Annotated in this window: 11 protein-coding genes, 5 tRNA genes and 2 other RNA genes; 5 read left to right on the plus strand and 13 right to left on the minus strand. The window is 53.4% G+C overall.

Going from position 1 to position 14753, the window contains the following annotated elements; translation table 11 throughout:
• Nucleotides 1-292: 292 nt before the first annotated feature.
• Nucleotides 293-2848, minus strand: coding sequence for a class I adenylate cyclase (locus tag LJN55_RS22055; protein ID WP_133846855.1), 2556 nt, complete (start codon nucleotides 2846-2848; stop codon nucleotides 293-295).
• 292 nt (nucleotides 2849-3140) lie between these two features.
• Here LJN55_RS22055 and hemC point away from each other — a divergent pair, with 292 nt between their 5' ends.
• The 4 genes from hemC to hemY all read left to right on the plus strand — a co-directional run bounded on the left by hemC (nucleotide 3141) and on the right by hemY (nucleotide 7234).
• Nucleotides 3141-4082 (plus strand): hydroxymethylbilane synthase, encoded by a 942-nt coding sequence (hemC, locus tag LJN55_RS22060; protein WP_227535301.1) that lies wholly within the window; start codon nucleotides 3141-3143, stop codon nucleotides 4080-4082.
• Nucleotides 4079-4822 carry a uroporphyrinogen-III synthase gene (hemD, locus tag LJN55_RS22065; protein WP_133846857.1) on the plus strand — a complete coding sequence of 248 codons (744 nt, stop codon included), beginning with the start codon at nucleotides 4079-4081 and terminating at the stop codon, nucleotides 4820-4822. The genes hemC and hemD overlap by 4 nt, the downstream gene beginning before the upstream one ends.
• A 79-nt stretch (nucleotides 4823-4901) precedes the next feature.
• The gene (gene hemX, locus LJN55_RS22070; RefSeq protein WP_133846858.1) at nucleotides 4902-6041 is read left to right on the plus strand and encodes a uroporphyrinogen-III C-methyltransferase; all 1140 of its coding nucleotides are present in this window, start codon (nucleotides 4902-4904) and stop codon (nucleotides 6039-6041) included.
• A gap of 2 nt (nucleotides 6042-6043) precedes the next feature.
• A complete protein-coding gene (gene hemY, locus LJN55_RS22075) occupies nucleotides 6044-7234 on the plus strand; it encodes a protoheme IX biogenesis protein HemY (RefSeq protein WP_167864840.1) in 1191 nt (396 codons plus the stop codon).
• A 614-nt stretch (nucleotides 7235-7848) separates the two neighbouring features.
• Here the strand turns inward: hemY and LJN55_RS22080 are convergent.
• Nucleotides 7849-8460 carry a TetR/AcrR family transcriptional regulator gene (locus tag LJN55_RS22080; protein WP_227535304.1) on the minus strand — a complete coding sequence of 204 codons (612 nt, stop codon included), beginning with the start codon at nucleotides 8458-8460 and terminating at the stop codon, nucleotides 7849-7851.
• Between the two features lie 79 nt (nucleotides 8461-8539).
• On the opposite strand from LJN55_RS22080, the gene LJN55_RS22085 reads away from it, so the two are divergent.
• On the plus strand, nucleotides 8540-9124 hold the full coding sequence (locus LJN55_RS22085) for an NAD(P)H-dependent oxidoreductase (RefSeq protein WP_227535305.1): 585 nt from the start codon (nucleotides 8540-8542) through the stop codon (nucleotides 9122-9124).
• Between the two features lie 51 nt (nucleotides 9125-9175).
• Here LJN55_RS22085 and LJN55_RS22090 read toward each other — a convergent pair.
• The 11 genes from LJN55_RS22090 to wzxE all read right to left on the minus strand — a co-directional run bounded on the left by LJN55_RS22090 (nucleotide 9176) and on the right by wzxE (nucleotide 14753).
• Nucleotides 9176-9296: non-coding RNA, RtT sRNA (locus LJN55_RS22090), on the minus strand.
• Between the two features lie 36 nt (nucleotides 9297-9332).
• Nucleotides 9333-9458: non-coding RNA, RtT sRNA (locus tag LJN55_RS22095), on the minus strand.
• A gap of 33 nt (nucleotides 9459-9491) precedes the next feature.
• A tRNA-Pro gene (locus LJN55_RS22100) sits at nucleotides 9492-9568 on the minus strand.
• Between the two features lie 93 nt (nucleotides 9569-9661).
• Nucleotides 9662-9738, minus strand: a tRNA-Pro gene (locus tag LJN55_RS22105).
• Between the two features lie 42 nt (nucleotides 9739-9780).
• Nucleotides 9781-9867, minus strand: a tRNA-Leu gene (locus tag LJN55_RS22110).
• 27 nt (nucleotides 9868-9894) lie between these two features.
• Nucleotides 9895-9970: transfer RNA gene (locus LJN55_RS22115), tRNA-His, on the minus strand.
• An 85-nt stretch (nucleotides 9971-10055) separates the two neighbouring features.
• Nucleotides 10056-10132: transfer RNA gene (locus LJN55_RS22120), tRNA-Arg, on the minus strand.
• 179 nt (nucleotides 10133-10311) lie between these two features.
• Nucleotides 10312-11052 (minus strand): lipopolysaccharide N-acetylmannosaminouronosyltransferase, encoded by a 741-nt coding sequence (gene wecG / locus LJN55_RS22125; protein WP_133846861.1) that lies wholly within the window; start codon nucleotides 11050-11052, stop codon nucleotides 10312-10314.
• Nucleotides 11053-11086: 34 nt separating this feature from the next.
• Entirely contained in the window at nucleotides 11087-12433 is a 1347-nt protein-coding gene (gene wzyE, locus LJN55_RS22130; protein WP_133846862.1) for an ECA oligosaccharide polymerase, read from the minus strand.
• Nucleotides 12430-13506, minus strand: a complete 1077-nt coding sequence (locus tag LJN55_RS22135; protein ID WP_227535306.1) for a TDP-N-acetylfucosamine:lipid II N-acetylfucosaminyltransferase — start codon at nucleotides 13504-13506, stop codon at nucleotides 12430-12432. The genes wzyE and LJN55_RS22135 overlap by 4 nt, the downstream gene beginning before the upstream one ends.
• On the minus strand, nucleotides 13503-14753 hold the full coding sequence (gene wzxE, locus LJN55_RS22140; RefSeq protein WP_227535308.1) for a lipid III flippase WzxE: 1251 nt from the start codon (nucleotides 14751-14753) through the stop codon (nucleotides 13503-13505). The genes LJN55_RS22135 and wzxE overlap by 4 nt, the downstream gene beginning before the upstream one ends.

The following is a 14753-nucleotide window of genomic DNA, read 5'->3' on the forward strand; positions in this document are numbered from 1 at the left end:
GCGAAAATTTAAAAAAACAGAATAGCGACTATTAATATCGCACATTACCAATTTTAACAAACAATGTGTCGCACAATAAAATAAATCAATTAATAACAAGTTGATAGATTACAAACATAAGATGCTTAAATTAAATATCATGATAGGTGGAAATAAAATAAAGCACGACAAATCATAGCATTACGAAATAATACGCAGGGGGAGGTGGCGGCATGGAGTGAAAAATGATCAACAATACTACGGGGACTCAATCATCGCGAAGGGGATCGGCAGCATAAAAATCTATCGCATCTTAGTGCATCTGATAGCGTCGTGCGTTCTCTTCGCTGGCGCTATCATTCGGTACGGCAGCACAGAGCTGCGTCAGAGTCTGACTGCGAAACGGAATCACCTGGAAGCGCTCTTCCACCTTCACAATCTGATAGAACTGCGGCAGGTTGAAGTTGATGAAACTGGAACCGTAGGTGAATCGATCGTGTGAGGACGAGTAGAAGCGGCTGACATCACGCACCAGCTCCTCTTTACTGCCTTCACAATGGTGATACACCTCAACGCGGTTTGTTTCGTCAAGGATATAGATATTGAAGCCGTGATCGTCCAGGGTATCTTCAAAGAAGAACTGAATGATGCCTTCACTGGCATAGCCATTCACCACGGCAGGCAGGCGTACCTGATCCGTTTCCACCTTAAGCGACAGGCCGTGCAGTTTATTATTGGAAATGGCACCGTAGAATTCGACCGCATTTTCCAGCTTTTGTACCGAAACACTGAGGCGCTCAAAGAACAGCCCCCATGTCTGTCCCGCTACACGTACGGCTTTGAATCGGCCTGGCTCCTGACGAGTGCTGGAAAGGCGCAGTTCAATGCATTCAGACACCAACTGCTGCACACGGGTACGAATCAATCCGCGCAAGTGCTGGCTATAGCAGAACACTTCCACAGAATCTGGCGGTGAGGCGTCCTGGTGCATTTTGCCCAGAATGGTTTTCAACGCTTCAATCATTGCCTGCTCGCCGTTGAAATGCAGCGTACGCACTTCATTCCACGAGTTGCGGTACAGCAGATCGACACTGCCAACCAGGCACTGCTGCTGCTGACCAAAACTGAACACATCCAGCTTACGGAAGTCGAAATGCACCACCTGATTGCGGAATGCCGCCGTCGGGTCATATTCAAGATTGACGATAATCGCCAGATGACGGATCTCGCACGGGCTGTAAAGAGCTTTAGGCGTAGGCGAAGGCAGACGCAACGGGAAGTGATGCGAAACATCGGACACCAGTTCCTGCAAACGGGCCAGATCGCAGATCTCGTTGCCTTTAATATGCAGCCGCGTTTTGCTGGTCAGCAGGCCGTTAAACCATGCCCATGCCACCAGCTTGTTAAGGTAGCGATTATATTCCAGCGGCTGATGGCTGATAATCGAACTCATGTCTGGTGACTGGTTATACAGATACCAGCCTGCACGGTTAGCGCGGCCGTTTGGCACATGAATAAAGGTCAGGTGTGATTCTGACAGGTCAGGGGAAATCTGCGGATTAAGCAGAGTGACTTTCCCTGGCAGAGCTTCAAAGGCCGCGTACAGCTTACGCGTCAGCACGCCAATATCCTGCGGGCTGGCGCTGACGCTTAAGTTGTTACGGCGCGCAAAACGAATCAGGTTGCGATAGCTCTGCATCATCGCATCCAGTAATTCATTATGGGCTTCTCGAACCTGGCTTATTTTCCAGTCGGCACGGCTGTCGAGCATCGCCAGGCGGGCATTATCCCAGCCCCACTCTTTAACCAGCTGGCCAAGAATTTCGCGGCGCCAGCCCGTGTCTTCTGCTGAAATCGACAGTTTTTCACAGACTTTGAGATAGAAGCAACGCCGCACCAGGTCAAGGCGAGCATGATCGTCAATACTGGTGAGGTAGTGAGTCACCCGCTCCAGCATCATGCAGTAGGGGTCGAGCCCATAAGAGACAATTTCACCGTCGTGCAGGCGTTGTTTAATATCCATCGCCAGCAGACGCGTGGCAGGGTATTCCCAGGAATAGGCCTCCAGCAGCAGCGTTTTGAGCACCGCCTTGTAGGGCGAATCGATGCTTTTATACAACTGCCACAGGCTGGCACCGAAATACTCTTCGGCCGACAGCGTACCCAGACCACCGAGGTCCAGCCATTCGTTAGGGGTTAACACGCCCTGTTGATACAACGACATAACATAGTCGTCGTAATGTTCTTCTTCTTCGCGTGGCACCATATTCCACAGAATACGTTTACCCGCCATGCGCACCGCCGTGCGATAGAACTCATCCAGCAACAGGATATGCTGAGTAGAGCCGCAGTCTTCACCACCGAGGCTGCCGCTTTCGTTGTGCCGGAAACGGTTTTCATCAATAAGGAAGAAACTCACCTCAACGCCCATGGCCGCACACCACTTTTGCAGCTGGGTGCATTTTTTCTGCAAGCTCAGGCGCTCGTCATTGTCCAGCCATGACTGATGGCAGACCCAGATATCGAGATCGGAGGTATCATTTTGACCGACGGATGAGGTACTGCCCATGGAGTAGACGCCGGTGATCGGCATTTCACCCTCGGGAGGGATCGCCGCGGCAGATCCGGATTTTCCTTCTAAATCATCCAGATAGAACTTTTGACTTTCATCAGGCGTATAAAAGCTGATGCCATGTGGAACGTTACCTTCGAAGTAACCCGGCATCAGCGGATGATGATAATGTAATAAGGTCGGCAGCAGACTGTAAACCTGTTGGAACGCAGGCCCCATGGCCGCCAGCGCACGATCAACGCGCAGCTGGTTAATGGCATCCAGTCTCTGTTTCAGTGTCTCAATGTAGAGGTACAAGACGTCTCGCCTGATTATCCCAGTGCCTATACCCTTATTGGACTAACAAGGGTATATAAAAGTTCGGTTTCCGAAATCTGCCGCTTGCTTTAAAAATAGTCGTGCAGATTATTGCTGGAAACGTGATCAATCTAACACCTGGCAGATTGACCGTAAAGAAAGTTGCGCTACTTAACAGTTTAGCACATTTTGCGACCAACCTGATGCAATACCTCCGTGTACCGCCGTTTAACTGACAGCATTCCCGGTTCAATGATAGGATAATCAGTGAACGATCAAAACGGTATCAAGCATGTTAGACAAAATTTTAAGAATTGCCACCCGACAAAGTCCACTCGCGCTATGGCAGGCAGAGTATGTTCAGCAACGTTTAATCGCCGCCCATCCAGGCCTGCGCGTTGAGCTGGTGCCTATGGTTACACGCGGGGATGTGATCCTCGATACTCCTCTGGCGAAAGTCGGCGGTAAAGGCCTGTTCGTTAAAGAACTGGAACAGGCCATGCTGTCCGATCGTGCCGACATCGCCGTGCATTCGATGAAAGACGTGCCGGTCGATTTTCCGCCGGGTCTGGGATTAACCACGATCTGCGAGCGTGAAGACCCGCATGATGCCTTTGTTTCTCATCATTATGCGTCTGTCGATGACTTACCGCAGGGCGCGATTGTCGGCACGTCCAGCCTGCGCCGCCAGTGTCAGATCAGTGCACGTCGCCCGGATCTGATTATCCGTTCGCTGCGCGGGAATGTTGGCACGCGCCTGGGCAAGCTGGATGCTGGTGAATATGATGCCATTATCCTTGCCGTGGCTGGGCTGAAACGTCTGGGCCTTGGCGATCGCATTCGTCAGATCATGCCGGCTGAAGAATCTCTTCCGGCGGTGGGTCAGGGCGCGGTGGGCATTGAATGCCGCCTCGATGATGTCTGGGTTATTGGGCTATTGTCTGCGCTGAATCACGACGACACCGCCTGCCGGGTTCGTGCAGAGCGTGCGATGAATACCCGACTGGAAGGGGGTTGCCAGGTGCCCATCGGCAGCTATGCGCTGCTGGAAGGCGATCAACTCTGGCTACGGGGGCTGGTCGGTGCGCCAGACGGAAGCCTGATGGTTCGCGGTGAACGTCGCGGCCCACGTACAGAAGCAGAAAAAATGGGTATTTCGCTGGCGGAGGAACTGCTGGATAACGGCGCGCGCGACATCCTTGCTGAGGTCTACCAGGGAAATCCCCCGGCATGACGATTCTGGTCACCCGCCCATCACCGGCTGCCGACGAGCTGGTCAGCCGTCTGCGCACGCGTGGTCAGGTGGCCTGGGCATTCCCGTTGATTGAGTTTACGCCGGGAACCCAGCTGGATACCCTGCCCGGGCGACTGCGATCGCTGGCGGCAGGCGATCTGGTCTTTATCTTGTCACAACACGCTATCCATTATGCCCAGCCCGCACTCTCTGCTACTGGAACAACATGGCCTGCCAACCTGAACTATTATGCTATAGGCCGCACGACAGCGCTGGCACTGCATGCGGTCAGCGGCCATAACGTTGTCTGGCCTCACGAGCAGGAAATCAGCGAAGTACTGATCCAGCTTCCGGCCCTGCAAGCGGTGGTCGGCAAACGCGCCCTTATTCTGCGCGGCAACGGTGGTCGGGAATTACTGGCAGAAACTTTGCTTGCCCGTGGCGCTCAGGTAGAGTTCATTGAGTGCTATCAGCGTTGTGAAAAGCCTTATCACGGAGCGGAAGAAGGCCGACGCTGGCGTAATTGCGGCATTGATACCCTGGTCGTGACCAGTGGTGAAATGCTGCAACAGCTTTACCAGCTGTTCCCCGATGTTGATCGGGATGAATGGCTCCTGCACTGCCGGCTGGTTGTCGTCAGTGAACGTTTGGCTACTCTGGCCCGGGAACTGGGCTGGGCGAACATTTGTGTCGCCGGGGGTGCCGATAATGACGCGCTATTGCGCGCGCTATACCTTTAAAAGGTCGTACGGATATTGCGCGAGCAATGAAACGTCAATGCTAAGGTATAAAACACACTTAAATATGGGATGAGCCATTATGACGGAACACAAAGATTCCTCCGCCATGGTTGAAGAGACTACCCCAGCGGTTGATAACTCAACATCTGAATCACAATCACCACGTAAAGTGAAAAACAGCGGTGTGGTGCTGGGTGCTGTCGCCATCGCGATTGCACTGGCTGTGGGTGCGGGTCTCTCTCTGTATGGAAACCATCAAATACAGCAGCAGGCCGCCGCCAGTCAGGCGCTCGCCTTACAGCTATCCGACCTGCAACAGTCAGCGCTCAGTGACAAAAAGTCACTGGAACAGCAGTTGGCAACGCAAACCAGCGCACTGGATACCGCCCGTCAGCAGCAGGCAGCCACCAGCCAACAGTTGGATGAGCTGAAACAAAAAGTCGCCACCATCTCAGGCAGCGATGCCCAGACATGGATGCTGGCGCAGGCTGATTACCTGGTCAAAATGGCCGGACGTAAGCTGTGGAGCGATCAGGACGTCACCACCGCCGCAGCGCTGCTGAAAAGTGCGGATGCCAGCCTGGCCGACATGAACGATCCGAGCCTGATCGATGCCCGCCGCGCGCTCACACATGACATCAGTACCCTGTCCGCTCTCAGCCAGGTCGACTACGATGGCGTGATCCTCAAATTAAACCAATTATCTAACGATGTTGATAATCTGCGCATCGCCGATAATGACAGTGATAATGAGCCAATGGATGCCGACAGCAATGAGCTTTCCTCTTCGCTGCGTGAATGGCGTCAGAATCTGGTCAAGAGCTGGCATAACTTTATGGACGATTTCATCACCATCCGTCGTCGTGACGCAACCGCAGAGCCACTGATGGCCCCGGATCAGGATATTTATTTACGTGAAAATATCCGTTCACGCCTGCTCATTGCGGCTCAGGCAGTACCGCGTCATCAAGATGAAATCTTCAAACAGTCTATCGACACGGTTTCCGCCTGGACACGTGCCTGGTTTGACAGCAACGATCCGAATACAAAAGCCTTCCTTAGCCAGTTGGATGAGCTGAGCCAGCAGAGCGTATCAATGGATGTTCCGGAAGCTCTGCAAAGTCAGCCACTGCTGGATAAATTGATGGAGACACGCGTGCGTAATCTGCTGGCACAGCCAGCCGCACCATCCGCTTCATCTCAGCAGCAGGGAGAATAATGATGTTGAAAGTACTTCTGCTGTTCCTGCTGCTAATCGCCGGTATTGTGCTGGGTCCCGTGATTGCGGGTCATCAGGGCTTTGTACTGATCCAGACCGACAACTGGGATATTAAAACCAGTGTGACTGCACTGGTGATCATGCTGATCCTGACGCTGATAGTGATTTTGGCTATCGAATGGCTGCTCCGCCGTCTCTTCCGTACGGGGGCGCGCACACGTGGCTGGTTTAGCGGCCGCAAACGCCGCAGTGCACATAAACATACCAATGCTGCGTTGATCAAACTGGCGGAGGGTGATTACCAGCAGGTTGAAAAACTGCTGTCACGTAATGCCGACCACGCTGAACAACCGATGGTTAACTATCTGCTGGCCGCCGAAGCTGCACAACAACGCGGTGACGAGATACGTGCCAATCAGCATCTGGAACGTGCTACCGAATTAAATAACGGTGACCCGCTGCCGGTAGAGATCACGCGTGTACGTATCCAACTGGCACGTAATGAAGATCACGCCGCACGCCACGGTATTGATCGTCTGCTGGAGATTGCGCCACGCCACCCTGAAGTCCTGCGTCTGGCTGAGCAGGCTTATTTGCGTACCCATGCCTGGGGTGCATTGCTGGATATTCTCCCTGCCATGGAGAAGATTCAGTTGGGTGATGAAGCACATCGCCTCGATTTGCAACAGCAGGCATGGCTGGGCCTGATGAGCCAGGCCATGGCCGATCAGGGCAGTGATGGTCTGAAGCGTTGGTGGCAGAACCAGAGCCGTAAAACACGCCATGATCCCGCTCTACAGGTGGCTATGGCAGACCATCTTATCGTCTGTAATGACCACGACACCGCACAGCAAATCGTGTTGGATGGCCTGAAGCGTCAGTACGATGAGCGCCTGGTATTATTGATGCCACGACTGAAAACCGGTAACCCGGAGCAGTTGGAGAAAGCGCTTCGTCAGCAGATCAAGCAGCATGGTGCAACACCGTTGTTGCACAGTACGCTGGGTCAACTGCTGATGCAGCACGGTGAATGGGAACAGGCTGCCGAGTCCTTCCGTGCAGCGCTGCAACAGCGCCCTGATGCTTTCGACTACGCCTGGCTGGCTGATACGCTGGATCGTCAGCACAAGCCGGAAGAAGCGGCCACCATGCGTCGTGATGGTTTACTGCTGACGCTGAAAAATAATTCTTAATCTGCATCTGCAAAAAGACATGAAAGATGACGTAGCGCGATGCCCTAAAGATTTCGTGTTGCAGAAAGGCGGCAACCGAGCGAGTCCCCGGGAGCTTACATCAGTAAGTGACCGGGGTGAGTAAGGACAGCCAACGCATCTGCGGCGCGAAAGATGACGGGCATCAGGGCAAAAAAAAACACCTGTCCGGGGACAGGTGCAAATTTTCAGGTCGGTTAAGACAACCGATTGGTACCTGACTCAACGTATTGCCCGATAGATCCAATAAGGCGTTAGCGATATTGGCTGGCTGGACAACAGGTACCGTAAAATGGCTCTGCGTCATTCCCAGGTTTATGAAGCATCTGCAAACATAAGAGGTGGAATGAGCATCTACGAGGGTATTCTTGCACAGCGCGTGCCAGAATAGAAATTCATTCGCCATGAATTTAATATCTCACTGATAGTTAACATATTAATTCATGGATAGCCGACTTTATTGCCCTTCTCTTATGTCACCTCAAACCGACACGATTGCCCGAGGTGCGTCTCCATTTGGAGACAGAGAACGCATACTTAGGTAAATATCTTATTAAACATTAGCTTATATGTCTCAATGCAGCGACAAAATGACACTATGTTCTTATGCTGCGTTCGACCAGTGCCATAATGACAGCGTACAGTTCATCCCGCGCCTGTTGTTCGGTGATTTCATGACGGGTGGATGCGTAAGCCACCGCTTCCGCAGCGCCCAGCATGGCCCACAAACCGGCGTTCGATAATGCTTTCCCCCCGGTGAAAGGCGTCAGCGTTTCGCGACACTTCTCGATAAAGGCCACTTCGTAGGCCCGCTTGATCTGCTCAAGCTCGGGTGAACCAACCAGCGCGGCAATAATGCCCGGTATCTCCCGCCCCTGTTTTTGAACACAATTCACATAAGATTCTGCCATCACCTGCGCCCTGGCCGACAAAGTGGCTTCACTTTGCGCTAATGCCGCATCAAACAGCGCATTTTGGCGGGCATCGAACTCCTGATAGAGCACCGCAAACAGGCCTGAACGTGTGCCGAAATGATCATACACCACGGGCTTAGTGACATCTGACTGCTCGGCCAGTCGGCCCAGCGTTAACGCCTCCGTTCCCTCAGTACGAATGAGCTGCCATGCCGCTTCAATGAGCTGCTGGTAACGCGCCTCACGCGATAAACGTCGCCGGGGCAGCGGTGAAGAGTTTTTGTCCGTTGACATGCTTATATACCAAAGGTAACTTACCAATAGTATATTAGCGTAACTTTTCTCAGTTCAACCTGCAAGCCGGAGGCTGCTCATGCATACCCTTATTGTCGTTTCTCATCCCGATCGCCAGTCATTGACACATCACGTCGCCAGACAACTCGCAGAGGGCATCGAGTCAACAGGCGGCAGCATTGAGATCGCCGATCTGGCCGCCGAAGGATTTGACCCGCGTTTTACCGCCGATGATGTCGCCGCCTTCCGCCAGCAGGGATTGGCCACAAAGGAAATCGTTGCAGAACACGCCAGGATTGACCGTGCGGATACTCTTGTACTGGTTTATCCGATTTACTGGTGGTCGATGCCTGCGCAGCTAAAAGGCTGGATTGACCGCGTATTTACTCAAGGCTGGGCTTATGACGCCGATGACGATGGCCGCCTGGTAAAAAAACTGCAGCGTCTTAAGGTGCATCTGGTCGCCATTGGCGCGGGCGATATGCGTACTTACGCACGCCACGGTTACTTTGCCGCCATGAGAACGCAGATCGATCACGGGATTTTCGATTTTTGTGGTGCAGAAGTGCTGACCTCTGAACTGTTGTTACAAATGCCCGGAGAAGCGCTGAGCGCTGAACTGCAAAATGTGAGCGAGCTGGGAAGGAAAATGGGGCAGGTGTAAACGCAATAAAAGACGAAAAAAAACCTGCTTTTTCAAGCAGGTTTCTTAAATTGGTAGCGAGTAGGATTACGGCTCTTCGAGCCGCCCTGCGGGCCGTTGCTGAAGCAACGTTGTCTCGCTTCGCTCGGCTCAAACCTCCTTCGGAGGTTCTCATCTTCATTATGTACAGACGAAAAAAAACCTGCTTTTTCAAGCAGGTTTCTTAAATTGGTCGGCGAGAGAGGATTACGGCTCTTCGAGCCGCCCTGCGGGCCGTTGCTGAAGCAACGTTGTCTCGCTTCGCTCGGCTCAAACCTCCTTCGGAGGTTCTCATCCTCATTATGTACAGACGAAAAAAAACCTGCTTTTTCAAGCAGGTTTCTTAAATTGGTCGGCGAGAGAGGATTCGAACCTCCGACCCACTGGTCCCAAACCAGTTGCGCTACCAAGCTGCGCTACTCGCCGAATACTTCTGTAATGCCACTACTTTTCTTTTTTTTATCGCTCAAAACTCTCAGGTTTTAAGCAAAAACCCCGCCACAGCAGGGTTTTCTAAATTGGTCGGCGAGAGAGGATTCGAACCTCCGACCCACTGGTCCCAAACCAGTTGCGCTACCAAGCTGCGCTACTCGCCGAATACTACGGCACTGCTTTACTGCTTTACTGCTTAGATTTTGTGGTGCGAAGAGAGGGACTTGAACCCTCACGTCCGTTAAGACACTAACACCTGAAGCTAGCGCGTCTACCAATTCCGCCACCTTCGCATACGACAAAATCTTGTACTTAAAGTCTGGGGTGGCTAATGGGACTCGAACCCACGACAACTGGAATCACAATCCAGGGCTCTACCAACTGAGCTATAGCCACCATACCTGACTTCTTTACTACTTCTTTCTACTACTGACTAACGCGGTAAATGTTACCACCGCCGCTCATATGCGCACAAAATAAATGGTACGCCCGACAGGATTCGAACCTGAGACCTCTGCCTCCGGAGGGCAGCGCTCTATCCAGCTGAGCTACGGGCGCGTAGCGCCGTTGCGGATGTGCATACTACGGAGGAGAGCCCTGACTGTCCAGTGCTTTTTTCACAAAAAAACGCGTTTGATTACGCTTTGTGCATTACGTCTAAAGTAGCAGCGTTTTTCGGCCTTTTCACCCGGTTAAATCGCACAAAAGGCCTTTCAGTGACAAAAATGACTTAATGATTAAAGATCGCCGCGCCAGTGATATTTGAGGTATTTCAGCAATCTGAGCTGACGTTTCAGGCGTGAAGGCTGTGAAATCAGGCGATACAGCCACTCAAGGCCCATTCGCTGCCATATCTTAGGCGCACGCTTCACCTGGCCGGTAAACACGTCGTAGGTGCCGCCCACGCCCATATACAGCGCATCCGGGTAGCTGGCTTTGCAGTCACGCATCAGAATCTCCTGCCGTGGTGACCCCATCGCCACCGTCACCAGTTTCGCGCCGCTCTCCCGGATGCGCGTAAAGAGTGCATCGCGCTGGTCCGGCGTGAAGAACCCATCCTGCGATCCGACAATGTTCACATTCCACTGGCGACGCAACTTATCGATGGTCTGCGCAAGAACCGGCGGTTTGCCTCCAATGAGAAAAACCGGCGTTCCCTCACGCCCGGCACGCTCCATCAGTGCTTCCCACAGATCGGCTCCGGCAATGCGCGATACCTGCGCCTGCGGATACTTCTTGCGGATAGAGCGCACGATGCTGATGCCATCGGCATATTTGTATTCTGCGGCATCAATCAACTGATACACCGCCGCATCGGCTTCTGCGGTCAGCACTTTCTCAGCGTTGATCGCTACCAGCGTGCCGGTTTTCAGCTCACCCTGTTGATTGAGGTAATCAACAAACTGCGCCATATCACTAAAGCCTGACAGCGTTATCCCGCGGATCCGATATTGCGGCACGGTTACAGAGACACTCATGGACATTCCTTCAAAACAAATCGCCTGGCAAGCGTTACGGTTGGGTCGACAGCGGACGAACCGGAACACGGGCACGGATTAAACCCGCGGTGTCCAGCAGCCAGTACAGCAGCTTCGCCACCACCACACAGAACGCGAAAATCACGCAGAAGAACACCACGCGCGAAACAAATGAATCCAGCCCTTCCCGTGCCAGCACGATCATGTTGAACACGGCACCAAAGCAGAAGCTTTGCAGAATCGCTGCTTTATAGCGATTCTGCTCCTGCTGGCCTTTTTCGTATAACCAGTCGAACCACTTAATAATCAGCCCAACGCCAACCGCCCCCAGCGGAATAAACAGCGCCCCGCCCATCACCACCAGCGAACCGATTAATGTGGGCGAGATGGCCAGCCCGGAGTGGTTATCCAGCACTTCCCACGTAAAGTAGTTCGCGCTGTTGAGCACAATGGAAGGACGGTCATGCCACAACCAACTGGGAATAAACACGTAGAAGTCACGCCAGATTGGTGCCAGCCCCTGGAAATCGATTTTGTCATAATTTTGCAGCAGCAGGCCGAGGTTCTCCCACGGCGAGAAGGTATCGCGGGTCAGATAGAGGAAGGTGTAAAACGCCTCCGCGCCGCTAACATCGAGGTTATAGCGCTTCAGCGCCAGCCAGAACATGCCGACAATCCCGCCAATCCCCGCCAGCACTAGCATCCACAGGGTAATCCAGCCACGAATAATGCCGATAAACAGGAACAGGGCAAAAGCAATAATGATGTTGGCGCGGGTGCCACCGACAATCATGTACGTCAGCAGCCCAAACGCTACGGTACTGACCAGAAACAGCAGCCAGCTCCGCTTGTCCTGCTTGAGGAAGTAGATCACCAACATCGCCGGAATAAAGAAGTAAAAGAAACGCTTCAACGCCACGCCGGAGACATCCGCCGAGAAAATCTGGCTGTAGCTGTGCAGCTTGAAGAGCAGGAAACCATTGTGCAGGAAGAACACACTGACGGTTCCCAGCGCTACCAGCGCCAGAATGCCCCAGGTCAGATGGGCTTCAATACGGTTAATCGTAAATACCTGACGAGGGGGTGCCCGATGCTTCGCCCGCAGCCGGGTTTTATAGCTGACGTAGTAAATAGCGTAGAAACAGCCCGCTGACAGTAACGCCTGGAGCAAATACTCCGGCGGCACCACGTCAACATCAAATCCAAACACCAACATGCAGGTCAGCGGGAAGCCGAAGAAGAACGTCAGCAGAAACAGCAGCGAGAAAAATACGTTGAAGTTGAAGCGCACACGACGAAACTCGCGCCAGGTCAGCGTGAGAATAAAACCACAGCAGCACAGATACACCACCAGCAGCCCGGCAAACTGTAATAACGTCATGCGGTGTCCCCTTCTACCCGACGCAGTGCCTGCTGCCAGCCGCTCAGGTAGCCCGGCTCGAAAAAGGCAATATGTGATTTATCCAGCAACATCATCTGACGCCGCGCCTCTTTCACTGTCGCTGCATCCAACGGATCGCCCTCAAACAACACCGGCACCTGTTGTTCTGCCAGATCCTGCCAGAACGGGTTCTTTCGGTTAAGCACAAAGGGCACATTGGCCTGCATCAACAGACACAGCGTACCGATACCCTGCTGGCGTTCAAAAATAAAATAGCCAAGGTGGCAACGGGCGATCAATTTCAGATAATCGCTGAACGCCAGCTTCTCGGTCAGGAGCTCAACGACACCCGGGGCAAACAACGCCGCGGCTGCGTCGCGCACACGCTGAATATACGCCTCGTTATTGGCGGGGTAGCCCAGCGGCACTTTCACTCGCACATTATCGCCAAACTGCTGATGGATGGACTGCAATGCCTGAATATGTCGGTTGCTGGCATCCCCTGAATTACCGAGCAGAAGGGTCAGCTGCCCCTGCGGCTCATCACTGCTTTGCACATTCTGTGCCAGCCGTGTCGGGAAATAGAGTAAAGAAGCCGGAACCTTCGGATGCCGCTGATGGAAGTGATTAATATCACCTCGGGTGGCAAACACCTGTGCCACACGTTTTTGTGCCTGACGCCGCAGCAGATAGAACAGCCGGAATTTCAGGCGGGTGGAATCTTCATACAGATCGGCCCCCCAGATATGCCAATAGATCTGAGAGCGCTTAAGCTGGCCGGACAACAGCGCCAGCCACAAGCGAGGATTGAACTGACCGTGGCAGAAAAAGCGCGTATCACGCTCACGGCGTCCGGTGGTAATCACAGCAGCAGCGAGCGCCGCTTTATTTGCAAAAACACGGATATTCAGCCGCGTAAAGGGCTGCGCCATCTCAGGCTGTGCGCTCACCAGCCAGAACTCGCGCGCGGCTGCCAGGGGCACCACGTCATGCAGCTGTTGATCAAAGAAGCTCAACACCGTCTGGTTATGATGAGGGATGTCTGAGCCTAAAAGGTGGATTACTCTGGTCATACTCGTCTACGGTAAATAATAAAAATGCCTGCACAGAGTGCAAAATAAGCGATATAGGTCGCCATATACGCCTGAGCCGCACCGGCTGCACCATGCAGCGGGATCAGCCAGCGGGAAAAGCCGGTGAGCAAGATAAACTGGCTCACTTCCGTCAGCACATAAAAACGCAGCGATGCCTTCGCGATGACCAGATAGCCAAAAACGTAGCAACCCACTTTGAGTACATCGCCCGTCAACTGCCAGACAAACAGATCGCGCATGGCCGCAAACTCACGGGAGAACAGCAGCCAGATAGCCACATCACGCAGTAACCAGACGGTTAAACTCACGGCGGCGACCACCGGCAGTACGAAACGCAGCGCCTTCAGAATTTCACGTGAAATCTCAGCCTTATGCTGCAGGCGTGACAAGGTGGGCAGCAGATACACGCTGAAAGACGCCGTGATAAATTGCAGGTAGGCATCCGAGATACTGCTGACGCCCTGCCACAACCCAACCTGTTCCCACCCCGCATGTTGTGCCAGCAGGTTACGCATCATCATCCACGCCACGGGCAACGTCACAGCGGTGATCAGTGCCATCAGCGTAAACTTACCCAGCAGAGCCACGAACTCCGGCTGCCAGCCGGGCAGCAGATAGCGCATTGGCAGATGCTCGCGACGCACCAGCAAAACCACTGCCGGCACCACCACCAGCGCAGGCACCATCGCCAGCCCGATCAGTGCACCGCTGTAACCTCCCAGCTTGTAGCAGACAAACCATGCAGCAACGCCGGTCAGGCTGCCGATAATCAGCGACCATGCATTACCTGCCGCATCACGAAAACCTTTCATGATCGCCAGCGCCAGATTAGCCCAGGCGATGCCCATTTGCAGGAAGGCCACGATACGGATTACCTGCTGATAGCGGTCATGACCAAACAGTGCATGACTGATGGGCGCGGCGAACAGCAGGAACACCAGCGCCAGCAGCAATGAGAATCCCAGCACCATTGACGATGCAGTGCCAGTAACGGCACGCAGCTGTTCAGGCTGCTGCTGATACTGCGCCACATACTTTGTGACGCCGTTAAAAATGCCGGCTCCGGCCAGTACGCCGAGCACGGTAATCAATTGACGAAAATTCCCCGCCTGTCCGACACCCGCCGGCCCGTAAGAGACCGCCAGCATTTTCACCACCAGCAAACCGGCGACAATTTTTACCAGCGTGGAGGCTGCCGTCCACACTGACGCTTTTGCCAGTGACAT

The organism is Erwinia rhapontici, assembly GCF_020683125.1.
GTDB lineage: Bacteria > Pseudomonadota > Gammaproteobacteria > Enterobacterales > Enterobacteriaceae > Erwinia > Erwinia rhapontici.